21 protein-coding genes and 1 tRNA gene are annotated in these 24,064 nt (G+C 51.3%); 8 read left to right on the forward strand and 14 right to left on the reverse strand.

The window, feature by feature from the left end:
• Nucleotides 1-31: 31 nt before the first annotated feature.
• Nucleotides 32-1,117, reverse strand: a complete 1,086-nt coding sequence (locus tag PsAD13_RS18560; protein ID WP_063319100.1) for a COX15/CtaA family protein — start codon at nucleotides 1,115-1,117, stop codon at nucleotides 32-34.
• Between the two features lie 290 nt (nucleotides 1,118-1,407).
• On the opposite strand from PsAD13_RS18560, the gene PsAD13_RS18565 reads away from it, so the two are divergent.
• A complete protein-coding gene (locus PsAD13_RS18565; RefSeq protein WP_063319195.1) occupies nucleotides 1,408-1,611 on the forward strand; it encodes a DUF2842 domain-containing protein in 204 nt (67 codons plus the stop codon).
• 29 nt (nucleotides 1,612-1,640) lie between these two features.
• On the opposite strand, the gene PsAD13_RS18570 is transcribed toward PsAD13_RS18565, so the two are convergent.
• A complete protein-coding gene (locus PsAD13_RS18570; RefSeq protein ID WP_208986794.1) occupies nucleotides 1,641-2,720 on the reverse strand; it encodes a polysaccharide deacetylase family protein in 1,080 nt (359 codons plus the stop codon).
• 155 nt (nucleotides 2,721-2,875) lie between these two features.
• Between PsAD13_RS18570 and PsAD13_RS18575 the strand changes: the two genes are divergently transcribed.
• Nucleotides 2,876-4,093, forward strand: a complete 1,218-nt coding sequence (locus PsAD13_RS18575) for a GNAT family N-acetyltransferase (RefSeq protein ID WP_063319102.1) — start codon at nucleotides 2,876-2,878, stop codon at nucleotides 4,091-4,093.
• A 35-nt stretch (nucleotides 4,094-4,128) separates the two neighbouring features.
• On the opposite strand, the gene PsAD13_RS18580 is transcribed toward PsAD13_RS18575, so the two are convergent.
• The gene (locus tag PsAD13_RS18580; RefSeq protein WP_063319103.1) at nucleotides 4,129-6,498 is read right to left on the reverse strand and encodes a GumC family protein; all 2,370 of its coding nucleotides are present in this window, start codon (nucleotides 6,496-6,498) and stop codon (nucleotides 4,129-4,131) included.
• A gap of 220 nt (nucleotides 6,499-6,718) precedes the next feature.
• On the opposite strand from PsAD13_RS18580, the gene PsAD13_RS18585 reads away from it, so the two are divergent.
• From PsAD13_RS18585 to PsAD13_RS18605, 5 genes are all read left to right on the forward strand, one after another.
• Nucleotides 6,719-7,276, forward strand: a complete 558-nt coding sequence (locus tag PsAD13_RS18585; protein ID WP_063289192.1) for a polysaccharide biosynthesis/export family protein — start codon at nucleotides 6,719-6,721, stop codon at nucleotides 7,274-7,276.
• 182 nt (nucleotides 7,277-7,458) lie between these two features.
• On the forward strand, nucleotides 7,459-8,673 hold the full coding sequence (locus PsAD13_RS18590) for a glycosyltransferase (RefSeq protein ID WP_063305400.1): 1,215 nt from the start codon (nucleotides 7,459-7,461) through the stop codon (nucleotides 8,671-8,673).
• 12 nt (nucleotides 8,674-8,685) lie between these two features.
• Nucleotides 8,686-10,245, forward strand: coding sequence for an undecaprenyl-phosphate glucose phosphotransferase (locus tag PsAD13_RS18595; protein WP_063305401.1), 1,560 nt, complete (start codon nucleotides 8,686-8,688; stop codon nucleotides 10,243-10,245).
• The gene (locus PsAD13_RS18600) at nucleotides 10,242-11,510 is read left to right on the forward strand and encodes an O-antigen ligase family protein (protein ID WP_208986796.1); all 1,269 of its coding nucleotides are present in this window, start codon (nucleotides 10,242-10,244) and stop codon (nucleotides 11,508-11,510) included. Before PsAD13_RS18595 ends, PsAD13_RS18600 begins: the two co-directional genes overlap by 4 nt.
• Nucleotides 11,511-11,646: 136 nt before the next feature.
• A tRNA-Pro gene (locus PsAD13_RS18605) sits at nucleotides 11,647-11,723 on the forward strand.
• Between the two features lie 132 nt (nucleotides 11,724-11,855).
• Here PsAD13_RS18605 and PsAD13_RS18610 read toward each other — a convergent pair.
• From PsAD13_RS18610 to PsAD13_RS18630, 5 genes are all read right to left on the reverse strand, one after another.
• Nucleotides 11,856-13,256 carry an amidohydrolase gene (locus PsAD13_RS18610; RefSeq protein WP_063319196.1) on the reverse strand — a complete coding sequence of 467 codons (1,401 nt, stop codon included), beginning with the start codon at nucleotides 13,254-13,256 and terminating at the stop codon, nucleotides 11,856-11,858.
• Between the two features lie 196 nt (nucleotides 13,257-13,452).
• Nucleotides 13,453-14,229, reverse strand: a complete 777-nt coding sequence (locus tag PsAD13_RS18615; protein WP_063319104.1) for a glycoside hydrolase family 108 protein — start codon at nucleotides 14,227-14,229, stop codon at nucleotides 13,453-13,455.
• A gap of 92 nt (nucleotides 14,230-14,321) precedes the next feature.
• Entirely contained in the window at nucleotides 14,322-15,092 is a 771-nt protein-coding gene (locus tag PsAD13_RS18620; RefSeq protein ID WP_063319105.1) for a DUF2793 domain-containing protein, read from the reverse strand.
• Nucleotides 15,093-15,205: 113 nt separating this feature from the next.
• Nucleotides 15,206-15,511 carry a hypothetical protein gene (locus PsAD13_RS18625; RefSeq protein WP_063289197.1) on the reverse strand — a complete coding sequence of 102 codons (306 nt, stop codon included), beginning with the start codon at nucleotides 15,509-15,511 and terminating at the stop codon, nucleotides 15,206-15,208.
• 258 nt (nucleotides 15,512-15,769) lie between these two features.
• Nucleotides 15,770-18,832, reverse strand: a complete 3,063-nt coding sequence (locus PsAD13_RS18630) for an aminotransferase class III-fold pyridoxal phosphate-dependent enzyme (protein ID WP_063319106.1) — start codon at nucleotides 18,830-18,832, stop codon at nucleotides 15,770-15,772.
• A 139-nt stretch (nucleotides 18,833-18,971) separates the two neighbouring features.
• On the opposite strand from PsAD13_RS18630, the gene PsAD13_RS18635 reads away from it, so the two are divergent.
• Nucleotides 18,972-19,400 (forward strand): Lrp/AsnC family transcriptional regulator, encoded by a 429-nt coding sequence (locus tag PsAD13_RS18635; RefSeq protein ID WP_063319107.1) that lies wholly within the window; start codon nucleotides 18,972-18,974, stop codon nucleotides 19,398-19,400.
• Nucleotides 19,401-19,502: 102 nt separating this feature from the next.
• Here PsAD13_RS18635 and PsAD13_RS18640 read toward each other — a convergent pair whose 3' ends face one another.
• The 6 genes from PsAD13_RS18640 to PsAD13_RS18665 all read right to left on the reverse strand — a co-directional run bounded on the left by PsAD13_RS18640 (nucleotide 19,503) and on the right by PsAD13_RS18665 (nucleotide 24,034).
• The gene (locus PsAD13_RS18640) at nucleotides 19,503-20,216 is read right to left on the reverse strand and encodes a MerR family transcriptional regulator (protein WP_057464307.1); all 714 of its coding nucleotides are present in this window, start codon (nucleotides 20,214-20,216) and stop codon (nucleotides 19,503-19,505) included.
• A gap of 41 nt (nucleotides 20,217-20,257) precedes the next feature.
• Complete coding sequence (locus PsAD13_RS18645) at nucleotides 20,258-20,569, reverse strand: integration host factor subunit alpha (protein WP_057464306.1); 312 nt, start codon at nucleotides 20,567-20,569, stop codon at nucleotides 20,258-20,260.
• A 135-nt stretch (nucleotides 20,570-20,704) separates the two neighbouring features.
• Nucleotides 20,705-21,682: a beta-ketoacyl-ACP synthase III gene (locus tag PsAD13_RS18650; RefSeq protein ID WP_063319108.1), complete on the reverse strand. Its 978-nt coding sequence runs from the start codon at nucleotides 21,680-21,682 to the stop codon at nucleotides 20,705-20,707.
• Nucleotides 21,683-21,692: 10 nt separating this feature from the next.
• The gene (gene plsX, locus PsAD13_RS18655; protein ID WP_057464304.1) at nucleotides 21,693-22,742 is read right to left on the reverse strand and encodes a phosphate acyltransferase PlsX; all 1,050 of its coding nucleotides are present in this window, start codon (nucleotides 22,740-22,742) and stop codon (nucleotides 21,693-21,695) included.
• A 166-nt stretch (nucleotides 22,743-22,908) separates the two neighbouring features.
• Nucleotides 22,909-23,481, reverse strand: coding sequence for a DUF177 domain-containing protein (locus tag PsAD13_RS18660; RefSeq protein WP_063289201.1), 573 nt, complete (start codon nucleotides 23,479-23,481; stop codon nucleotides 22,909-22,911).
• A complete protein-coding gene (locus tag PsAD13_RS18665) occupies nucleotides 23,474-24,034 on the reverse strand; it encodes a ubiquinol-cytochrome C chaperone family protein (protein WP_208981023.1) in 561 nt (186 codons plus the stop codon). The genes PsAD13_RS18660 and PsAD13_RS18665 overlap by 8 nt, the downstream gene beginning before the upstream one ends.
• Nucleotides 24,035-24,064: the final 30 nt, after the last annotated feature.

Raw genomic sequence — 24,064 nt, forward strand, 5'->3', positions numbered from 1 at the left:
CATCAACCACTTAGTCAGACAAACTGAATCATCATCTCAACGCAGCTTCCTTTTCACGGCGAAGCAGACAAACCTGCTCGACAGCGAGCGCCAGAACAATAAGGGCCATCGCCTGATGCGCCAATGCGCGATCCATCGGCACCATGCCAAGCAGCGTCACAACACCTAGGAACACCTGAATAACAATTGCCACCATCAACCAGCTGGCATTGCTTTTCAGCACGCTCTCTCTGTTGCCGCGCATCAGATAAAAACCCTGCACAAACACAGCAATCACCAGCGCATAAGCGATCATGCGGTGCTGGAACTGCACCATCATCACATTCTCGAAAAAGTTGATCCACCAAGGAGACATGACAAACAAACCTGATGGAACAATCTGCCCATCCATCAGCGGCCAGGTGTTAAAGGTCAGCCCAGCATTGAGGCCTGCGACCAGTGCTCCGAGGAACAGCTGAAAGAGCACTAAGCCAACAATGGCATATGCACCAAACAAACCATCACCAAACACATTCCAGCCTTCACGCTCAAGCTCTGGGCGGCGCTTTAACACAGCTGCTAGATAATACAGGTAAGCAAACAGAATACAGGCCACACTCAAGTGCACAGCAAGACGGTACTGGCTCACATCCACACGGTTCACAAGGCCAGACACAACCATCCACCAGCCAATCGCCCCCTGCAATCCACCAAGCAAGAACGCAACCACAAGCCGCGGCTTAAGCCATGAGCTAACCTGCCTACGAGCCCAAAACCACACAAGAGGGATAAAGAAGAAGAGCCCAATCACCCGGCCCAGCAAGCGGTGCCCCCACTCCCACCAGAAGATGGACTTAAACTCGCCAAGCGTCATACCCTCATTGAGAAGCTTGTACTGCGGGATCTGTTTGTACTTTTCAAACTCCTCCGCCCATTCAGCTGCACTCAGCGGCGGAATGGCACCATGTATTGGCTTCCATTCAGTAATGGAAAGGCCGGATTCGGTCAGGCGGGTCGCCCCGCCAACAACAACCATGGCCAAAATCAGGAAGCAGATAAACAGCAACCACACGCGAATTTGCCTGCGGTTGGAAAGGTCTTGAGCAGAAAGATCTGAACTGTAGAACGGAGTAGACATGACACCTATTCGAAGAACTTGTTTGCCCCTATATATGTCAGATCAGCAGCCAAATCAGGAAAAATACGCAGATCCTCACAGCAGTCTAGACAAATTACCTAGATTTTTCAGGTGAAAGTCAGTCATGCAATAGCACTGCTGTGTCATAGACTTAGAGAACACGAAAGCGGGTCTGCAAAATCTAAATTACAAATTATCAGCAAGATCCTCTTGAAAAATATATGCATTTTGAACTATGGCTTGCGCGGAAAAGAAAGGCCCTACGCAAAGAGGCTTTCAAGGAGAACTCTATGGCTTCGCCATTTCGTCGTTTCATCGGCATGGTATTTTTAGTGACTTTTGTTCTTGTCTATATCTTCCTGGCAATGGTCATTGGCGATATAACAATGGCGGGCAAGCATTGGTCTATTAAGCTTATCTTTTTTGCAATTGCTGGTTTGATCTGGGTGATTCCGGCGGGACTGATTATCAGCTGGACCTATAAAAAGCGCTAGGACCTAAAGGTTCAAGCCCTGATCAGAGCTCACGCTCTTCTCAAAAAAGACCGGACGCGCTTCACCGCGTAGTAAGCCGCAAATGCGGCTCCGGTCAGATACACATCAACCATTCTTTGCTGTTGATGTAATCCATTCAATGAGACACGCGGCAAATGATAGCGTCGCTTGAGATTTTCCGTAGTCAAGGTTCCCGGTTGCGTCGTCACAGCCGCCGCAAAACCCAGTTCCTCAGCAACACTTTCACAGCGCTTATCAACCGCTTCAGCAAACCCGTAAGGATACGCTAATACCGTCGGCGTTTTGCCTAACTGCGCAGTCATTTCCTCCAGCCCTGTCTGAATATGCTGTCGGATATCCTCTCGGGTAGAAAGCCGCGCCAACATCGGATGAGTGTCCGTATGTGCGCCCAGGCTGACCAGTGGATCCTGAGAGAATGCTCGCAACTCTTCAAAAGACAGAATCAGCTCGCGGCAAAGCGCTCGCCAATCCAATCCATAGCGCTCTGCAGCCTCCCGAATAACCGCTCGCTGCTTAGCCTCTGGCACTTCGCTGATAAGCATGCAGCGCGCTGATATAAACGCTGCCTCTTTTTGGTCCAAAGAGGTACAGTCATAATCAAACTGCTTGTCTTCATATCGGAATGAGACGTGGTCATTATCGGCAATGAGCTGTTCGATAATAATCCACCACAGCTCAGAGTTATGCTTGCTGTATTCACTGCTGATAAAAACGGTGAAAGGAACATCGAGTTCCTTTAGCACGGGATAAGCCACATCCCGGTTATCTTTATAACCATCATCAAAAGTCAGAACCGCAAACTTCTGAGAGCATTGCCTTTTGCTTTGAAGCCGTTCTAAAGCATCATCCAGTGAAATAAACTCGTATCCCGCCTTTCGAACCTGAACAACGGTTTTACGCAGAAATTCGGGTGTAACTTCAAGCAGTTTATTAGGCTGAAAGGACCCGGTCGTTTCAGGCAGAACACGATGAAGCGTAAAAATAATGCCATCACCAGCGGTCATGTTCCTGAATAACCTGGCAGGCCCACGGCTACTTAAAAAGTAGCTGGCGTAATCAATAACTAAATGCTTGAAGGACTTCCGCACGGAGACCCCCTAGTTCCAAACCGAATATCTCTCAAATTGTAACTGGGAATTATTTACGATTAATTTCAATTTGGGTTGCTCTACCTAGTTAGATTTGAGATTCATTAAGAGCTTGGAACTAATAATTCCTTGTATTTTATTTAGGGCATTTTCCAATGGCACTTCCACAATCCACGTCAAACAGCGAGCGCTCCAACCGTGCTGATTGTAATAACAAGCTGGATTTGAGTAAGCTTTCTTTTCAGATCATCTCAGATGCAGATTTGCCAAAACTGAGAAATGATTGGCTCGCCCTGGAAGCATCAGGTAATGGAAGCGCCTATCACGCCTATGAATGGTGTAAAAGCTGGGCAGAGCATGTTGCTCACTCAGAAAGAACCACCACACTGATTGTTGTCGGGTACATCGACGCAAAACTCCACGTCCTGCTACCTCTCGCTCTCCATCAGTGCCACCTTGCAAAAACCGCCCGATGGCTCGGAGAGGAAATCTTCAACCAGAACACAGGTTATTGGTCTCAAGAGCTATTACAAGCTCCGCAGGCACATTTTCTCCGCCCTCGTCTGGTCGCAGCCCTCAAAGCATGGGGCGTTGATCTCATCCACCTTGGCAACATGGCAAGTCGTGTGGGCACCTACGACAACCCGTTGATCCGTTTGGATGACACCACGAGCACCAATGCAATCTATCCGTTTGAGCTTACAAGCCCTGCGGAAGAATTCGTCAAAGCAAAACGCTCTAAAGGTGCTCGCAAAAAGCACCGCAGTAAACTTAGCAAACTTCAGTCACTGGGAACGCTCAGCTTCACGGCTGAAATCACAAAAGAAGGCGCAGCCGCTGCCATTGATGCCATGATAAGGCAGCGAGAACTCCGTCAGGCTGAGACAGGCATTCCAACCGCCTTCGCTCTTCCCAACTACCAGTGTTTCGTGCGTGAGGCCTTCACAAACCTTTCGCAAGACGACAGCCCATCAAAACCGGTGATTTACAGCCTGAAGCTTGATGATGAGATCATCAGCACATGCCTCAGTCTTAAGTCTGGAAAACGTGTATATTGCTACTGCACCTCCATCATTAATGGCGAACTGATGCGACATAGTCCCGGCGAGTTGCTCATGCAGCACGTCATTGAGGACATGTGCAATGAAGGCATGGAGATCTTTGACTTTGGACTGGGCGAAGAGCGTTTCAAGCTGGCATGGGCTGAACCAGAACACTTAAAGGACTGGATCGAACCACTCACTTTCAAAGGAAAGCTCGTCGCAGCTCTCGAAAACGTCATACTCAGCTCTAAGCGCAAACTCAGAAACAACGAGCGTTTTTGGCAGCTTTACAGGCGTGTCCGTGGAACTTTCGCTCGCATGCAGCACTAAGCTCACTCAGGAAATATTAAAGTAAGTGGCTGCTCTTACGCTGCCATATCAACCTGCAACCAAGCCGCAGCTTCATTGCTGACCACTCGCTCCACCTCAACGGGTGCCTTGGTGTGCTTTTCAAGGATGGTCAGAGCTTTTTCCAGTTCAGGGCCAGCAGGTGACCCGTCAGTCGCAATAATTACGCGATCCGCTTCAGAAAGCATCTGCGCGCAAATCAAACTCGGTTCGATGAGACCGAGATCAGCCACGATTACGTCATACGTCAGATCCAGGGCTTCCATGATGAGATTATAGCGCCCGCCATAAACCACTTCATCACGAATAGGCATGACACCTGATTGTATCACATGCGCACGGGAAACAGGATCGCGGTGGATTACGTTCGTAAAGGCCGCCTCGCCTTCCAATAACTCTGCAAAACCCGGCTTCAACGGATCATCAGAACCCTCTTCAGCTTGACGCACATCCCCAACTTCTTCAAGCGGCGTTTCTTTGAGGATGGACTGAGCCCCTTCACCGCCTTCAGACCGCACCTCGACGACCACAGGCATAATACCGCGCTCGGCAATCTTGCGCGTACAGCTTAGGGCAACGCGTGAAGACAGGCTTTCATCCTCAACACTGAGCACAACCACACGGCCAACCTTTGCCAGCTGATTGGCGTTATCAGCCTTGACTTCTTTTAGAGTAATTGACGAAACCTCAGCACTTGCTTCTTCTTCCTCAAACTCCTCGTCAAACTCTTCTTCTTCGCGTGCTTCGTCATGCTCTTCTTCAGAAGCTTCATCCCCAGCAAGCTCAGTCGTTTCCTCTTGAGGCTCTTCCTCCTCTGAGGTGTCCTGCTCCTCATCAGACTTATCTTCCTCTTCAACAAAGGAAGGCTTCAGCTCAACAGGAGGAGCGGCAACAGCATGGCTGCGGGTCGTTGCATCCACCACGCTTTCAAGCGCGTTAGAGGTTGCGGTACCTGTCGCTTCTTTCGGATTGGCAGCAGGTGCTGTTGGCGTAGAAAATGTTTCGCGGCGTAAAACTTCACCAGCAATCAAAGCACGTGCAATCACCCAGAGGCAGCCGAGGAAGAACGCGGCAAAACCTGCAATCGCAGCAAGCGCAGAAGGCTTCCGGCCAGACGGCTCACTTGGCACAGACGCACGCGAAATCACACGGGAGTCAGCATTCAGCACACCAACACCCTGCAACACTTCGGCTTCGCGCAGGCTCACAAGCAACTGGTTCAGCTGCTCTTCTTTGGAGCGTGCTTCTCGCTGCAACTCCTGCAAACGAACCTGATCAGCGCCCGAACGGGCAGCTTCTACCTTCAGTGCATTCACCTGCTCATTGAGCGCGAGGTAACGATCCTGAGCAATCTTGGCATCATTCTCAAGACCAATAACAATCTTCTCCGCCTCAGCACGGATCTGACGATCGTACCCACGCAGCTGGGAGCGCAGTGCTTTGATCTGTGGGTGATTTGGCAGGAGCGTAGTTGAAAGCTCCGCAATACGATTTTCCAGCGCCAACTGACGCTCACGCAAGCGCTGGATCAAAGACGAAGCCAGAACCTGCGTTGCAGTTTCCAAAGACCCACTATCCTCCAGCAAGGATCGGATCTGTCGCGCCTGAGCTTCAGCCTGCGACTTTGCCACGATGGCGGAAGAAACCTGAGAGTTGAGCTCGGCCAGCTGCTGTTGGTTTAGCGTCCTATTTTCGGACCCAAGCAACAGGTCTGCTCCCGCACGAAACTCCGCAACGGTCTTTTTCGCAGCCTCAACTTCGTTTTCGAGGCGCGCAACCTGCGGCGCAAGCGCATCAGCCGTGTTATTGGTCACCGCGCGCTTCGCATTATCCTGCAGCATGCGATATTCGTTGATCACCGTGTTAGCAACACGCGCTGCAAGCTCAGGATCTTTGCTTGTAAAACGCACTGCGATAACGCGGGATCCGTCGACCTGATACACATCCAGATTGCTCGTGAATTTGTTCAGCAGCCGCTCTGCTTCACTCATCTGACCAGATGTCGGCTCAAGCCCAACACGGGTCATCAATTGATCAACAAGACCCGGTTTGCTTTTGGTTGCAAAAACACTGTTGTTCGCAAGATCAAGTGTTTGCACAACGTGGCGCGCCAAATCACGCGACTGTAACAACTGTACTTGGCTGGCAATGCCTTCTTTATCCAGCAGAGATCGTTCCTGCTCGCTGTTACGGATTTGGCCTGGCAGGATAATTTTGGCTGTATCAATGAGGACTTTGGATTCGCTTGTGTATTTGGCAGTTTGCTTGCTGGCCAGGTAGAAAGTGCCGAAGGCGATCAGCGCTGCAAAAGGGATCACCCAAAGGAGCCCCTTAAACACTTTTTTGAACAGCACGCCCATATCAAGAAAGACATCTTCTTGCGGCACAGCCCACTTCCCCACTCAATACAAAGCCCGAAACAATTTTCAATCACAAGAATGCATAGACAGGGTAACCAAGTTATTAAGCACCTTAATCAAATGCTGGAAAGAAATGACAAAGCGCTCAACAATTCTTGTAAAATTAACTAGAGGATAATTACAATATTTATACTCTGTTAACCTTGAGCGCGGAAATATACTCCCAATGAATTTAAAGGATTTCGTAATGCGCCCGCGCCTACTAGCAGTTATTGCTGGCTTAACTCTGTTAACGAGTTGTTCATCCTATAAAAAGCCAGAGCCTGCTTTTCATGAGGAACTGGTCCAGCCATACACTCTTGCTGCAAGCGACGAAGTCCGTATTATCGTTTTTGGACAGGCTAATCTGTCCAATACCTACAAGATTGATCAGGGAGGCAGCCTCGCCTTCCCATTGATCGGTCAGATCAACGCAACAGGCAAAACTCCAAAACAACTCGCAAGCATGATCCGCACCCGTCTAAAAAACGGTTTCATCCGCGATCCCGATGTATCTGTGGAAGTTGCCGTCTACCGACCAATTTTCATCATGGGTGAAGTCAGAAACGCAGGCCAATACGCATACCTGCCGGGCATGACCGTGCAAAACGCCGTAGCGACTGCTGGAGGCTTCACTGCAAGAGCCCGCCAACAGGATGTTGATCTAACGCGTCAGATCGGCGGCGAAGTTGCCAGCGGACCGGCACCAATCACAGCGCCTGTACGCCCTGGGGACACGCTCTATGTGCATGAAAGGCTTTTTTAAATTAAGAGCATGCATCCTACATGCCTTTACGTTTTATTAGGCTAAAACCCACGATTAAGAATTAATTAACCCTGTCGATTAACAGGTCAAACAGTATTTTAAGCTAGCAATAAACTCAGTTGCGCGGCGGTCTGTGCTGGGGAGCATCAGACAATGCATGCGCGGTGGGGAGTTTGCTGCGGATGTCTACGGACAAGCTGAAAATCGTTCATTGCATACGTGCGCCTTTAGGCGGTGCGTTTCGTCATCTTATGGATCTTGTCGAAGAGCAGATCGAGATGGGCCATGAGCTTGGCATTGTCTGCGCCTCCAACGCTATCCCTCCCTCATCAATGAAACAATTAGAAGCCTTAAAGACTAGTCTTTCCCTTGGCTTACTCACAGTTCCCATGGCGCGTTCACTCGCTCCTAAAGACCTTTTCAGTTTCTACAAGATCACAAAACATCTTACCCCTTTAAAGCCGGATGTCTTGCACGGTCATGGCGCGAAAGGCGGCGTCTGGGCACGCATCGTAGGGTCTGCACTGAGGCTGAGGGGAATCAATACCCAGCGCGTTTACAGCCCTCACGGCGGCAGCTTGCACTACGATTTCTCAACCATATCAGGCAAAATCTACATCACGCTTGAAAAGCTCTTGAGACCACTCACCGACTCACTCGTGTTTACCAGTGCGTTTGAGCAAGCAGCTTATCAACAAAAGATCGGCTTGAGCGGTAATCCTCCACACCACAAAATCGTACATAACGGTTTGCGGCAAGCAGAGTTCAAACGCAGCACAACTCATGAGAACGCAGCAGACCTACTCTTCGTCGGAGAGCTTCGTCTTTTGAAAGGCGTCGACCTGCTCATCAATGCTCTGGATGACTTGCACAAAAACTCCAGTACCAAGCCAACCCTTGCAATTGTGGGAGATGGTCCAGATCGTGCTCTGTTTGAGCAAATGGTCCGAGATAAAAATCTGCGAGCCTACGTTACCTTCCATGGGTTCTTGCCACTCAGCCAAGCTCTTCCACTCGGCAAAACAGCAGTTATCCCCTCGCGAGCAGAAGCTCTGCCGTATATCGTGTTGGAACTCCTTGCTGCACAAAAACCGCTGATCACAACTCGCGTTGGCGGCATACCTGAGATTTATGCAGAGCATCACAAGACACTTGTTCAGCCCGATGATCAGCAAGCGCTGACAAAAGCTGTCAGTTGGGCTCTCTCTCATTCTGATGAGCAAATCCAGCTGAGCCAGCAACTGCAGAACCAATTGAAAATGAATTTTACTCTGCCGCAAATGGCGCAGAGCATCACCCAACTTTATCACCCTGTTCAAAGTGCAAAAGATGAACTGGCAGACGCCTCGCGGCAGTCTCAACAGTCCACGCTGCACTCACAAAACAAACTCACTTAGGCGCACGGCACAATGGTCAAGCATCGCTTCAATGTAATTGAGAGTGGCCCGTCACCTGATGATCAATCCGGGACGAATGGTCAACAGACTTCTTTGACAAAAAATGAGGATACCACAACAAGCAACCTGTCCAAGGATGCTCTGGAGGTGGCAGCAACCCTGCGCACCAACACCATCTCTAAATCGGTTTTCGATGGTTTCATGCGCTGCTCAGATGCGGCCCTGATTGTTCTGACAGGTATTATCGCTTATCTGAGCGGAGCTTCCCTTGATATCCCGCCTCTCTGGCAAATCTTCGCACTGTTCGAAGCATCCCTGATTGGCGTCATGCTGTTTCAAATGGCTGATCTGTATCAAGCCAATGCCCTGCAAAAAGTCGTGGCTCAGGCCATGCGCCTCATCACAGCATGGGCACTGGTATTTGCGGCTTTGATCACGTCTCTGCTGCTTATCCTGCCATCTACGGAGATTCCGCAGGCCTTTCTGCTGAAGTGGTTTGTGAGCGGAGTTGTGGTCCTCACAATCTTCCGAATGGTCATGCGTGGCTTTATCGTGCGCTGGACTCGCATGGGTCGCTTGAGCCGCAGAGCAGTCCTCGTCGGAGGTGGGCAAAGCGCTGCTGATCTCATCGCAGAACTTGAACGCCAACCAAACAATGACATTGAGATTTGCGGGATTTTTGATGACCGCTCAAATGATCGTTCCCCACCAAGCGTCGCTGGCTACCAAAAGCTTGGCAATGTTTCTGATCTGGTAGAGTTCGCCCGCATCGCACAAATCGACATGTTGCTGGTGACAATCCCGATCCGTGCCGAGAAGCGCATCATTCAGTTGCTGGAAAAGCTCTGGGTTCTCCCGGTCGATATCCGCCTCTCAGCGCATGCAGACAAACTCCGCTTCCGCCAAAGGGCCTCGTCTTTCGTGGGCGCAGTGCCGTTTGTCGATGTTCTTGAAAAACCGATCGCGGATTGGGACACAATCGCAAAGCGCGCCTTCGATATCTTCTTCGCAAGCATTTCGCTGATTGCTCTCTCTCCGGTCATGCTGGTCACAGCATTGCTGATCAAACTGGACAGCCCCGGCCCGGTCATCTTTCGACAGAAGCGCTACGGCTTTAACAACGAGTTGATTGACGTCTTCAAGTTCCGCTCCATGTACCACAACATGACGGACGCCAACGCCTCAAAACTGGTGACCAAAGGCGATCCACGCGTTACCAAAATCGGCCGCTTCATCCGCAAGACCTCCATTGACGAGTTGCCTCAGCTGATGAACGTACTGATGGGACAGCTCTCTCTCGTCGGCCCTCGCCCGCACGCTCTCTCCGCAAAAGCCGAAGATCGCCTCTACGAGAATGTGGTGGATGGCTATTTCGCACGCCACAAGGTCAAGCCAGGCGTCACTGGTTGGGCGCAGATCAAAGGTTGGCGCGGTGAAACGGATACCGAGGACAAGATCCAGAAGCGTGTCGAATGCGATATCTACTACATTGAAAACTGGTCCGTTTTCTTTGACCTCTATATCTTGATTAAAACACCGTTCTGTCTTCTGGAAACGGAAAACGCATATTGACCGACTTATCGCGCTCACACGATGCAATCAGAAATGCACGCCCCTTCTGGTACGTGCCTCTGACAATCGGCACAGAAACAATAGCCAGAGCGCTGTTGTTTCTGACCGCATCCGTGAGCGCACTCGTCATCATAGAACCAGCACCCTATGACCTGCTGATTGCCCTGCTATTGGTAGGCTGGTCCTTCTTCGGTCTGGAACTGCGCAAAGACATCCTGCCACTTCTGATCCTGCTGTGCTTTTACATTGCAGGCGGAATTCTTGCCTTACCAGCAGCCGCAGACACCAAAGAAGCCGTCACCTTCTACGCCGTAACGATCTTTCTGGCGTTTTCATCCTTCTTGTATGCAGCAACCCTGTCTGCAAAAATTGAACGGATAGACATTCTTGAGAAGGGCTATTTGCTGGCAGCTCTGTTTGCCACCCTGCTTGCCATTGCAGGTTACTTCAACGCCTTCCCCGGCGCTTATGACCAGTTCACCCTGTATGGCCGCGCAAAAGGCACCTTCAAGGATCCAAACGTCTACGGCCCATTTCTGCTCTTGCCAACGCTGCTAATAACCTACGACATTCTAACCAAACCTTTGCAAGAGAACATCTTAAAGTCAGGCGCTCTGCTCATCCTCTTGCTGGGAGCATTTCTTTCCTTCTCCCGAGCAGCATGGGGCATGACACTGGGTGGCGCACTCATGGTGTTTCTCCTCGTCTTCATCAACGAGCGGCGCTCACTCCCACGCATAAAGCTGCTCGGTATCCTTGGTCTTGCAGGTGTCGGTCTTATCATTGCGCTGTTTGCAATTCTTTCAATTGAATCGATCTCGGAGATGTTCACGCTCCGCGCCAAGCTCGTGCAGGATTATGACGGCGCACGTTTAGGCCGTTTTGGACGCTGGGGGGAAGGCTTCACACTTGTCACAGAACGCCCGTTTGGTCTTGGTGTCGGAGGCTTTAACTCCATCTTCCCAGAGGATGAGCACAACGCCTACCTAAAGGCCTTTACAACCTACGGGTGGCTTGGTGGTCTGTCTTATATAACGCTTGTTTTCTGGACATTGATCAAAGCTTTGCCGCTGGTCTTCAAGCCCCGGCCTTGGCAGAAATACATCATCTGCACTTATGTGGCATTCCTGCTACACGCTTGTGTTAGCTTCATTATCGACACAGATCATTGGCGCCATTACTTTCTGCTACTCGGCATTCTGTGGGCCATCATCGCAGCGGAATCCGGCATCTCACGCTACAGGCGTTTTCCACCAGCACAATAAGCTCAGTTTCATTTGATCCTTGATCGGACAACCTGAATTAGGTAGGAAAGTTGTGTGGTAAGCTGTTAAGGCAGCTCCACAAATAGGAATACTTGCATATGCGGCAACGCACCCAGGCGCAAGGTTCCACACGGTTCGGGTAGTAGCGCAGCCTGGTAGCGCACTTCACTGGGGGTGAAGGGGTCGTCGGTTCAAATCCGGCCTACCCGACCATTTTTCTCATAAAACCAATATTTTTGCGGATTCGGTCAACCCAACCTGCTGTCCGGGATAATGTGCGCTTGCTTGCACAAAAAAGGGGACTGACCAAGCCAGTCCCCTCGTAAATATAATTCTCAATAAGACCTATTGAACAACTTCACCCTTATCGATAACTGTTTTGCGGACGACCTCAGCAAATTCCTGTGCTTCTTTGCGGATTTGATCTTCATCCACGGTCAGCACATCACGCTTATCCATAAGGATCCGGCCATCAACAATCGAGGTGCTGACATTGGTGGCGTAAGCAGAATAAACCAGCGCAGAGTATGGGTTAAAGATCGGCACCATGTTGGGCGCTTTGGTGTCGATGATGATCACATCAGCCAGTTTCCCGACTTCCAGTGATCCGATCTTGTCTTCCATATGCAGCGCACGTGCAGCACCAATGGTTGCCATTTCAACCACTTTGACCGGAGGCATCGCAGCCCGGTCTTTGTTGGCCAGTTTGTGAACCTTCGCCACCTGCCCCAGCTCATCAATGATGGAAAGCGTGTTGCCAGACATCGGGCCATCAGTCCCCAGTCCGATACGCAACCCCTGATCAAACATCTTCAACGCAGGTGCAACACCCTTCGCTGATTTGATGTTGGCACTCATATTGTGAGAGACACCAACATCATGATCCTTCAAAATCTGGATGTCATCATCATTTGCTGTGATGGCATGCGCTGCTACCCAATGTTTTGACAATGCTCCGATTTCAGCCATGTAACCGATTGGCGTTTTGCCGGGCATCCGCTTTTCAATCTTCTCACTTTCACGAGAAGATTCAGACAGATGGATCAGGACCGGAACATCTTTTTCCTCCGCCAGCTCATTCACCTTCACAAGCACCTCTGTTGTGTTTGTATACGGCGCATGAGGTGCAAATGCTGGTGTGATCCGCGGATGGTCTTTGTATTCCTCAATGAATTTCAAAGCATAGTTGATACCTTCTTCAGCATTTTTCGCATCTGCCACCGGAAACTTGATCACAGTCTCACCAAGCACAGCGCGCATACCGATCTGATCAACCGTCTTCGCAACTTCATCCTCAAAATAGTACATATCAGCGTAGGTGGTGACACCGCCCTTCAGCATCTCCACATTACCAAGGTTTGCACCAATACGAACCATATCACGCGAGACGAGCGCTCCTTCCAACGGGAAGATATACCGGTGCAGGCGATCAGGAACATCATCAGCCAGTGAGCGGAACACAGTCATAGAAACGTGGGTGTGCGCATTGATCATGCCGGGCATAACAATATCGCCCTCTGCATCAATGGTTTTGTCGGCACTATAGTCAGCACTATCAGACCCATCAGACACCGCAACAATCTTGTTGCCCTTGATTGCCACAAGCCCACGGTCATAAACAGTTTTTTGTGCATCCATGGTCAGAACGTGCGCGTTGGTGATCAGCAGATCGACCGCCTCACCCGCATGCGCATTTGTAAGAGCCGTAAAACCAAGAAGAAGAGAAACGAAGCTAAGTTTTTTCATGGAACCTGCAATGCCTTTCCAGCAGTTCAGAATTTTGGTGCCCGGTTGTAATGGGAGAACCTGCAAGCACACTAAAACGTCCTTAGCAGAACGTCATTGGTAGTTCCCATTACAGATTGCCCGATGCTCCAAAATCACTGGGGAGCTTTACGGCACCGCTGCGTAAGCTCTCTTCCTCTTGCAGTGCCGCTCAAATCTATGCCATTCGCTCTTTCTGGAGCATCAGATAGCCACCAATGCCTGCTGCAACAACAAGCGCAAAAGCAAACGCCCACTGCAACGGCCCGGAACCTGCAAGCATGCCGGATATGCCGGAAATCAGCACCCCGGCCTTACTCACGCCCTCTGGCGTCAACCAGGTGCTCATAGCGGAGGTTTCCTCACTCCGCGCTTTGGCTGCACCATCCGGCACAACGCCGTCACGGACAAGCAGTGTTCGAACCGTAGATGCTGGCGATTTGATCAACTCAAGCGACCGTTGCTGAACATCCCTCACCCGGCGTGTCCATCCATTTTTGTTGTAGGGCCAGTTCTTAAGCCGCTTCATGAAACGCAAGCGCTCAGCGGAAAGTTTACCCACCAGATCACCAAGATCGTGCGTCTCGAGTGCCCCAAACGTTTCCGCACCAGCCAGACCATCAGCAGCAACGCCCAGAATACTCTGAAGCGTCTTGACCGCCCGCGCGGGGCCCGAGTTGACGGCAAAATCAAAAAGCGCATAATCCAAGCCCGAAGGCATTTTGTCCCCCTTCACAGCATCCCAATACTGTGCTCGAAAGATATCGACAGCCTCAGCCCGCTCCATAGACCGCACCTCCTGAACGCTGACAGACTGCCCCCGCCATGCGCTCAAGGTCCGCTGCGTGATGCCAAAGTTTGTAGGACCACCCGGATCAGCCTTCCGGCTTCGATGGGCAAATCCTCCTTCACTCTCAAGCAAGTCCGAAACAATCAGTTGAAAGGTATCCTGCATCTCTCACTCCCCAAATAAAAAACGGGAGCCAGAGCCCCCGTGCAAACACAAAAAAGACCGCAGATGCGGCCTATGAAATTCAAAGATATCGCTCAGGTCTGCGGCACCACTGGCAGGAAGAAATGTAAGGACAATCGAACCTTGCCTCCGGTAAAGCTGCCAGTATTCGCAGTAATCCGGACTGGCGTGTCCGCATAATACGCAGTTGGTCCAATCACGCCTGCATTATTAGAACCAACGGCAATCCCCAAAGAGCCCCCAAACTTGCCAGTCTCACCAGCAATTCCGCAGTCGTAGGAGCTTGCACCCGTGACAGCCTCAACCACGCGGGTGGAAACACAGAACACGATTGCACGGGAGGGAATAACCAAAGAGCTTTCAGTAAAACCGCCAGAAACGGTGATCAGCTCATCTGCAGTCACAAACTGGCTCTGCGCAGCATGAGCGCTCTCGCTCAGCACAGTCTTTTCCTGCTGAAAGGCCGCACCGCCGGTAACGTCATCAACGCCCAGTCCAGCGACAGAAGAAAACCCGGTCCATTTACCACCTGAGAAAACCTGCATCGCGCCGAGGCTTTGCACCCAGGCCGCCCAACCTTCAACTGGAGCTAAAAATCGCCAGATGCCACCATCAAAGGCCGCGATCTTACTCTCCTGCCCTGCAAAAGCACCTGTCGAAGCTGCAGGAACGATATAACGCTCCCCTTCTGCGGGGTCTGCAGGTGGTGCACTCACACTGTTGGAAACAACGCAAAGCTGCACAACCAGATCAACAAGTGCCAAAGCCTCGTTGTGCGTGACATGCTTTTGCGCTTGAGCAGCTGCCAGAAATGGCAGTTTAAGATGCGATGTCGTCTCACTCATCATGATCCCCATAGATCGCCTAGCCTACGCAAAAGCGTACCATCCAGCGCAACAAGGGGGATAAGTGGAGATCAGAGCCGCAGGCAGATCAGCCCGCAACAGCAATCAAAAGCTTAGGCAACGTGGCGACCAGTACCATCACCAGCCAGAGACCAGATGCGCGTGCGGTTGCGAGCCATTTTCTCGTCAACGGCAAATGAAAGCTCAGCGCCATGCAAACCAACAAGACGATGCAGCAGGATCGCAATCTCCGCGGCATCCGCAGCGACATCACGTGAACTCTCGCCGCTTTCGACAGCCAGTTGCAGAGCGGCAAGCTCTTCTTTTGCCCGCGCAATCAACGCATTCAGGTCAGCCACTTGCCCAAAGGTTCGCTCACCCCAGGCCGTAATGCTTGCACTGCTTTCAATGGTTACCATGTTCGCCCACCTTCAAACTCTGGGGCCTGTTCTTTAAAGGATGGCAAGCCAACCTGTTCTAAAACAAACCCAAAACAACAAGCCGGAGCACTCAGGACGTTGCGATCAAGAGCGACGCCTCCGGATTTTGAACATGAATTGAACTCATCCTTACCTTCATCCCGTTAGCCCTCAGGACAAAGAAAAAGCGGAGACAACTTCCTGTCCCCGCCTATTCTTCAGGTAAAAAAGGCCAGACTTTGGCCCTTTTTTGATAGTTTACATGGTTTCCAGAGCTGAAACGGACTCATTCATGGCCTGATCAAGGACATCCAGCAGGTAATCCGCATTTTCCTTAGAAAAAATCATCGGTGGTCGCATCTTCAACACATTGTCATAAGGCCCCTCGGTTCCCATTAGGATACCAAGGTCTTTTGCGCGGTTGGCAATACGTTTCGCCATATCTGTTGCTGGCTCTTTGGTACGGCGATCTTTCACCAGCTCGATGCCAAGGAATAGTCCCATCCCGCGCACATCGCCAATAAACTCATACTTTTCCATCATCTTTCGGAAGCCCGAAAGGATGTAATCACCAACAACACGCGCATTCTCGCGCAATCCATCCCGCTCAATCACGCTCAGCACAGAAAGCCCGACTGCACAGGAAACCGGATTACCACCAAAAGTGTTGAAGTATTCCATGCCATTGTTAAAGCTGGCAGCAACCTCACGAGTAGTCACAAGCGCGGCCATAGGATGACCGTTGCCAATCGGCTTCCCCATAGTCACAACATCCGGCGTCACACCTTGTGTTTCAAAAGCCCACCAATGCGATCCGACACGGCCAAACCCAACCTGCACTTCATCAGCAACGCACAAACCACCCTCCGCACGGATCAGCTTGTAGACCTCCTCCAGATAGCCATCTGGCATGAACACCTGACCAGCCACACTTGGAATTGATTCAGCAATGAAGAATGCTGGGGCACGGCCTTGTTTTTTCATCAGGTCCAGCTGCTCAGCAACACTTTGCACATAACGTGCAGCGATCTCCTCAGGTGCCCAGTCAGCCGGTGCACGATAGGCATCCGGAATAGCTGCCTCAAACACATGATCAGGCCGCCCTTTGCCACCATTGCGCTTGTATTTGTAAGGGCTCAGCGCAATCAGCTCAGATGTTGTGCCATGATAAGCCCAATCCAGAACAACTGCATCACGACGCCCGGTATGCGCCTCTGCCATGCGAAGCATCAGGCTGTTCGCCTCACTGCCCGTACACACAAACGAAGCAACCGCCAGACCATCCGGCAGTGTCGCTGTCAGGCGCTCAGAGTACTCAACAATGTTGTCGTGCAAATACCGTGTATTGGTGTTGAGCAAACCTGCCTGATGAGACAAGGCCTCAACCACATCTGGATGTGCATGACCCAGATGGCAAACATTGTTAAAGCAGTCCAGATAAGCCCGCCCGCGATGGTCGATAAGGTAAGCCCCCTCGCCACGTACAAACTTGATAGGTTCGCTGTAGGAGATGGAAAGGTTCGGCAGCAGATTTTGACGGCGCGATGAAACGATATCGCTGACTGATCGTCCAGCACTGCCCAGTGTTTCTTGCGGGAGCCCGGCAAAATCGATAGCGGACGGGAATAATTCTGCCCACACATCAAGATACTTCTCTTCACCAACACCGAGGATTTCTTCGGCACTCAAAGAAACATCTGCACATAGCTGCAGGTGAAGATGGGGAGCCCAGCCACCATTTTCATCTTCTGCACCCAGATACCCAACTGTCTCACCAGCCTTGACCACATCACCCACGCTCAGTCGGCTCGCCGCCTCATGCGCCATGTGTCCCCAAAGGCTCACAAACGGCTGACCGCAATCCGTTTCATGATCCAGCGCAATCATGCAGCCATAGCCAAGTGGATCCGTCTCAATCACCACAGACCGCACTTTTCCATCCATAGGCGCACAAACACGGATTCCTGACGGCAGGAACAAATCAAACCCCAGATGGTTCCGGCGACGCTCTCCCTCAATGAAACGACTCTCAAAGAAGTCGGAGGAATAAACACTGCGGCTTTCACCCCATGGTCCAATGCCAAGTTCAACGCCATGCGCCTCGCAGTACTCTTCCCACCATTCCTGTGCAGCTTCTGGCTGACGGTCACGAGACGTCACAGTCATCTCATTCTCAGGATCAGCATAAGGTACCAGCGCCTTGGACATGAGCTTGGGATGGCGCGCAAACAACGGGGCAAATGAGTTCCGGCTTTTTGCACAAAACGCTGCCACCTTCCGAGCACCCGGCACAGCATCAAAACCACAGGCCTTGCGCAGGATTGCAGTCGCAAACGATGGTTTCATGCCATAAAGTTTGTAAAGCAGGTTCCAGGCTGGTGCTTCACTGACAGCAAGGTATGGATTGTCGTCAGTCTCATCTTTCCGCAGAGCAGACAAACTCACGCTTGTTACCAACCGCATCGCAATCAGATCAAAGAGAAGATCAACCTCCCCTTCTTCCAACGGATACTCAGCATGGTAGGCAGCAGCCAGATCAGCAGCAGCGCCAATCGGATCAAGCACCTCCATAATCGTATAGGCCGCTGCAATCGCAACTTCCGCAATCACAGGCGTATGCAGGCTGTCACCAAAATCAATAAGACCACAAACGCGGGAATGATCTTCTGGATCAACCAGCACATTCCAGTCATTTGCATCATTGTGAATGACAGCAGCTCTCAAGCCGGCAAGCTGCGGAGCAACAATCCGGTCAAACCGATCAAGGAAGTACTCAACCACGCGCCGCTGATCAAGATCATCAATGGCACTCAGGCGCGCGCGCGCATCACCAGCCGCACGTAAATCCCACTCAAAGCTGCGCAAAGCACCTGGGTGCACGAAACCACGCAGCGCTTTGTCCATCTTGCCAAGCAGCGTCCCCAAACTGGCAACAACACCATCCTCACGCTGAGTTTCAGCCAACGGCACCCCCGGAACCCAGGAAACCACACGCATGGCATGAGATGCTCCACCCGGTCCGGCGACACTCTGCGTGGCTCCATCATCCTTTGTCAGGCGCAGGCGCGGCATAGGAAAATTCGGAGAGGACACAGCAAGATGCTGCAGCATGGCTGTCTGGAATCCAGTCTCAGCGTCGGGCTCACTGGCATTAACAAGCTTCACCGTCCAGCGCGTGCCATCCTCTGCATCAAGGCGATGGTTCTGGTCGCGCTCGCTTTCCAATGGAGACAAGTCACCTTTCAGGTTCCAGTGCTCCAGCAGAAGGGCTGCAATGGTATCGCGGTCAAAATTAGGGGCGGGATGGCTAATATCAGTCATAAGTCTCTCCGGTTGCCCGGAATATAACGCACACTGATATTTCAGAACACCGACTTTATGTCAGTTGCACCGCCACTATGTCGCGATTAATAAGTATTTTAACGGCACTCTTCCTGATAGCCCACGCAGAGGAATCTCAATGCTCGACGCCACCGATCGCGAGATTATCGCGATCCTTTCCAAAGAAGCCCGTATCCCGATCAAAACACTGGCAGCCCGCATCAACCTGTCTCGCAGTGCCACCAGTGAACGCATCACACGCCTGGAGAACAACGGCACAATTCGCGGTTACCGGGCAGACATTGGTGGTCTTGATCCCACACACATCTCCGCCTTCCTGTTCATCCGCCTATCACGCACACCCATGCGCGAAATCCTCGACATACTGGCGGCGTTTCCAGAAATTAAACGTGTGAGTTCGGTAAGTGGCGAGCTCGACCTTGTGGTCGAAGTCGTTGCCTCCTCAATGGAGATACTCAACAACGTCAGAGACGCCATCGCATCCACTGACGGCGTGCAAGACCTGACAACCACAGTCATTTTGCGGGATGAATTTCATCGCACCTGAAACAGCAAAGGGCGCCGACTGCAACAAAGCAGTAACTGACGCCCTTAAACCAACGCTCAGGTCAGCATTTCACCAACCCAAGACCCTATCACTTTTTGCAGATTATCGCGCCTGATCCAGCATACGCTTACACTCCAACAGCTCAAAAAGCGTGGATTGCAACCGATCAACATTGTCCTTGGAAAGTCCAGCAGACCCTGTTGCCTCTTCCTTTTCAGAGCCCATCAAGCGATCCATGAAGCCAAACGCCCCATGCCCGCCTTTGCCATGCTGATCCGGCTCGTCATCCGGCAACAGACCGGACGGCAATGGCATCTGCGGCTCAGGTTCGCTCTCAAGCGGAAGCACAGCCTGCTCTTCAACAGACCGCTCAGCAACCCAGTCTTCCTGCGGCTCATACATCTCTTCTGGAGACGACATGATAGCCTGTGCAACTGCAGCTTCCGCCGCACTGCGCACTGAACCCTCAGAAACTTGGGATGGATCAGGTGCCACGCCCACAGGCGTATTGGCGCTGGATGAGGTTGGGATGACAACGCCACCACCCTCTTTCCAAACGTCCATAACGACGCGCACGCCTTGCTCTCGCAAAATACGTTGCACGCCTTTAATCGTATAGCCTTCCCCATAGAGCAAATGGCGAATACCGCGCAAAAGCTCAAGGTCGTCAGGTCTGTAGTAGCGCCGTCCACCGCCTCTTTTCAGAGGCCTGATCTGGGTAAATCGTGTTTCCCAGAACCGCAGAACGTGCTGCGGCAGATCCAGTTCACTCGCTACTTCACTAATTGTTCGGAACGCGTCGGCGCTCTTCTCCACGATGCAGACCCTCTAAACCTTACTATTATCGGGGCAGCAAATTAGCTGGCGCCCTCAACCAGTGCATCATTAATGCGCTGCTTAAGAACATTGCTTGGCTTGAATACCATAACCCGGCGTGGAGAGATCGGAACTTCCTCACCTGTTTTTGGGTTACGGCCAATGCGTTCACCTTTCGAGCGAACAACAAAAGAGCCAAAGCTAGACAATTTGACAGACTCGCCGCCTTCCAGGCTGGCAGAAATTTCTGCAAGTACCTGCTCAACGAGTTCGGCAGATTCAGTCCGAGATAGGCCGACTTTCTGGTAAACCGCTTCACATAAATCAGCGCGGGTTACAGTGTGACTACCCATTCCACCCTCCTCCGGTAAAGCCATGATCCGTAAGAATAAAGCTTGCTTTCAACAAGTTACGGTATGGCCAACCGGCGTCAGGGTCAACAGCTCATTTGCTAAGAAATGCAACCCTCTGGGGTTTTTTGCCGCTTTTTACCACTTAAGGAGTACGGAACCCCAGGTAAAGCCGCCGCCCATTGCTTCCAGCATGATCAGATCGCCCTTTTTGACCTTGCCAGCTTTAACAATGCTGTCCAGTGCCAAAGGAATCGATGCAGCCGAAGTGTTGCCATGCTCGGAAACTGTTTTCACTACCTTTTCAGGAGCGATGCCAAGTTTCTTAGCAGAGGCATCAATGATGCGCTGGTTCGCCTGGTGCGGCACAAACCAGTCCAGATCTTCCGCAGTTGTGCCAGTGGCATCAAAGGCAGCTTCAATCACATCAGTGACCATGCCAACCGCATGCTTGAACACTTCACGGCCCTGCATGCGCAAATGACCTGCTGTCTGCGTGGTGGAAGGACCACCATCCACAAAGAGCTTTTCTTTGTGACGGCCATCAGAACGCAAATGACAGGTCAACACACCACTGGCCTCAGCAGAAGCCTCGCCTTCCTGCGCTTCCATGACAACAGCGCCAGCGCCATCACCAAACAGAACGCAAGTCGTACGGTCTTCCCAATCCAGAATGCGCGAGAATGTTTCAGCGCCAATTACAAGTGCGCGCTTAGCCAGACCACCGCGCAGGTATGCGTCGGCAGTGGTAACCGCATAAACAAAACCAGAGCAAACAGCCTGAACGTCAAACGCAAAACCGTGGTTGATACCAAGTTCGGCCTGCACAGCAACAGCCGTTGCCGGGAACGTATTGTCAGGTGTTGAGGTTGCCAGAATGATCAGATCAATATCCTGCGCATCAACACCGGCATTTTCCAGCGCAGCCTTGGCAGCATTCACTGCAAGGTGAGACGTAAACTCACCTTCTGCCGCTATATGACGGTTCTTGATCCCGGTACGCTGAACGATCCACTCATCAGAAGTGTCAACAATCTCGGTAAGCTGCTGGTTAGTAAGTGCTTTTTCAGGCAGATAGCTGCCACAGCCCAAAAATACAGAGCGAAGTGCCTTCACTTTAAACCCTTCAGTTTTCTTCAGCCTCTGAGAAACGACCACGATGGTAGTTTGCCAGATCCTCGGAGATCTTTTTAATCAATTCATTCTTGGCCATATCATAGGCAAGTTCAATGGCAGCACCAAAACCTTCAGCGTCTGTTCCGCCATGGCTTTTGATAACAATCCCATTAAGCCCAAGAAAGACCCCGCCATTGACTTTACGCGGATCCATTTTCGCCCGAAGCCGCTCGAAAGCACCTCGTGCAAAAAAGTAACCGATTTTCGCCATAAGCGTACGTTTCATAGCAGCCCGTAGGTAGCCAGCAAACTGTTTTGCGGTTCCCTCGGCTGTTTTGAGTGCAATATTGCCGGCAAACCCTTCGGTCACAACAACATCAACGGTGCCTTTACCAATGTCATCACCCTCGACAAAGCCGGAGTAAACAAGGTTTGGAGGAGACAGTTCGCGCAGCATTTTGCCTGCTGTACGCACTTCCTCAACACCCTTCACCTCTTCAACACCAATATTAAGGAGACCAACAGTCGGCTGCTTAACACCATGAACAGAACGACACATAGCGCCGCCCAAAATAGCAAAGTCGATCAGCTGCTGGGCATCCGCGCCGATCGTAGCACCCACATCAAGCACAATGGATTCACCGCGAAGTGTCGGCCACATTGCCGCAATCGCAGGACGCTCAATACCAGACATGGTGCGCAGGCAAAACTTGGACATCGCCATCAGCGCGCCCGTATTACCAGCGGAAACAGCAACATCTGCTTCAGAATTTTTAACCGCAGCGATCGCATTCCACATGGAAGATTTACCGCGGCCCTTGCGCAAAGCCTGACTCGGTTTTTCGTCCATGCCAATCGACACATCGGTATGATGAACAACGGATGCCTGCTTCAGACGAGGGTATTCCTCGAGCATTGGCTCGATGACTTTACTGTCACCGAAAAGTAAGAATTCGATATTCGGGCAGCGTTGCAGCACCTGATCAGCACCAGGCAGCACCACCTCAACACCGTAATCCCCCCCCATAGCATCAAGAGAAATACGTATTTTTTCAGACATTTCCAATTTCTTGCCTTGTCCCAACAAAGTCTGCCCTTGTATCGGCAGGCCTCGGAATAGTTAAGAGCATTTTCCCTAAGTTCAGTGGAAATGCGCGTCGCGAAGATACTCGATTATAAACGTCTCGCAACACCCACCTCTAAAAAACCTTTGCAGCAATCTAAGATTATTTTTTGCCTTTAAGGGCTTCTAGTGCAGCAAAAGGAGAAGGCTTCTGCTCTTCATCCTGTTTCAGTTCTTCCTCTGGGTCCGGAGCATATTTATCATCCATTTCAACCCCTTTAGCCCGAGGAAATGGATCCAGTCCCAACGCAAAGTGCTCACAAACAACAGCTCCGAAATCCACCTGTGAGCCTTCGAAATAATCTGGCGGATCGCTCTCATCAATATCCAGATCTACTTCCAAGGTATCATCATCACTTCGACGACGCCCCCGGGAATCTTGATCCGGCAAAAATGTACGGTCGAATTCTTCGTCCACCAGGCACTCAACTCGGTCAAGCGTGACAACGCATTGTTGAATAGCTTTGGCGCGAATGTGACCGCGCACCGCCAGTCCATCACGGCGCCACGGACGCACTTCAAGGTCGGCTTCGAACTCAGGCAGCTCTATCAAATCATATGCCTTGGCGATCTGCGTCCGCTCATTCTCATTGAGGACAAGCTTTAGCTGTTTGGTTTTCTTACCAAGACGCACCGCATCGAATAAATAGGCCCACGGGTATTCAGTTTCAGCCATCGCTGGCGCTTTCCCTTATAAGTTCGATCTTTGGAGCCACAAATTTGACGTCGCCCGCAAGAATTTCATGGGTTGGAAGAGCAGCAAGGCCTTCCACCGCTTCATGCATGTAATGAACCAGCGCTCTTATCGCAACAGCTTCACCGCTCTCGCCATAAATGTTTCTTACAAAGGCCTCAAATAGAGCGGAATTGTCCTTGTTTTCCAGAGCCTGCATATAGCTGGCTGTGCGTCCGTAAAACGATTCGACCATAATTCGAACCCGTTTACGCACACCTTCATCACCAATACCGATCTCACGCATGCTCTGGTCCATATCCTGAAAAAAATAATCGAATACAGCCTGTGCAAATTTCCGGGACGCCTTATCTTCGCCTCCTAACCGGTAAAAGACACAAAAAGCGTGCAAAACAATCATCTCGAAGCGACCTTCGCTCGTATCAGGTATACCATAGTGCTGATAAAACACTGGTAGTCGTGCCTGCGCGACGATCCGCTCGTAAGTTGTTCTGACGGATGTGTCTTTATGTCGACGGAAAAAGCCGAAGATCATGGCACCTCTCTTGCGCTTGTCGAGTTACTT

The sequence above is a fragment of the Pseudovibrio sp. Ad13 genome (assembly GCF_001623225.1).
In the GTDB taxonomy this organism is placed as follows: domain Bacteria; phylum Pseudomonadota; class Alphaproteobacteria; order Rhizobiales; family Stappiaceae; genus Pseudovibrio.

Bases quoted from the DNA above. Each gene is read 5' to 3' on its own strand.
- plsX (WP_057464304.1), bottom strand. From the start codon at position 22,742: ATGTCTGAAAAAATACGTATTTCTCTTGATGCTATGGGGGGGGATTAC.
- PsAD13_RS18645 (WP_057464306.1), bottom strand. From the start codon at position 20,569: ATGGGTAGTCACACTGTAACCCGCGCTGATTTATGTGAAGCGGTTTAC.
- PsAD13_RS18635 (WP_063319107.1), top strand. From the start codon at position 18,972: ATGCTCGACGCCACCGATCGCGAGATTATCGCGATCCTTTCCAAAGAA.
- PsAD13_RS18565 (WP_063319195.1), top strand. From the start codon at position 1,408: ATGGCTTCGCCATTTCGTCGTTTCATCGGCATGGTATTTTTAGTGACT.
- PsAD13_RS18660 (WP_063289201.1), bottom strand. From the start codon at position 23,481: ATGGCTGAAACTGAATACCCGTGGGCCTATTTATTCGATGCGGTGCGT.
- PsAD13_RS18575 (WP_063319102.1), top strand. From the start codon at position 2,876: ATGGCACTTCCACAATCCACGTCAAACAGCGAGCGCTCCAACCGTGCT.
- PsAD13_RS18585 (WP_063289192.1), top strand. From the start codon at position 6,719: ATGCGCCCGCGCCTACTAGCAGTTATTGCTGGCTTAACTCTGTTAACG.
- PsAD13_RS18560 (WP_063319100.1), bottom strand. From the start codon at position 1,117: ATGTCTACTCCGTTCTACAGTTCAGATCTTTCTGCTCAAGACCTTTCC.
- PsAD13_RS18630 (WP_063319106.1), bottom strand. From the start codon at position 18,832: ATGACTGATATTAGCCATCCCGCCCCTAATTTTGACCGCGATACCATT.
- PsAD13_RS18610 (WP_063319196.1), bottom strand. From the start codon at position 13,256: ATGAAAAAACTTAGCTTCGTTTCTCTTCTTCTTGGTTTTACGGCTCTT.
- PsAD13_RS18625 (WP_063289197.1), bottom strand. From the start codon at position 15,511: ATGGTAACCATTGAAAGCAGTGCAAGCATTACGGCCTGGGGTGAGCGA.
- PsAD13_RS18615 (WP_063319104.1), bottom strand. From the start codon at position 14,229: ATGCAGGATACCTTTCAACTGATTGTTTCGGACTTGCTTGAGAGTGAA.
- PsAD13_RS18590 (WP_063305400.1), top strand. From the start codon at position 7,459: ATGTCTACGGACAAGCTGAAAATCGTTCATTGCATACGTGCGCCTTTA.
- PsAD13_RS18595 (WP_063305401.1), top strand. From the start codon at position 8,686: ATGGTCAAGCATCGCTTCAATGTAATTGAGAGTGGCCCGTCACCTGAT.
- PsAD13_RS18665 (WP_208981023.1), bottom strand. From the start codon at position 24,034: ATGATCTTCGGCTTTTTCCGTCGACATAAAGACACATCCGTCAGAACA.
- PsAD13_RS18620 (WP_063319105.1), bottom strand. From the start codon at position 15,092: ATGAGTGAGACGACATCGCATCTTAAACTGCCATTTCTGGCAGCTGCT.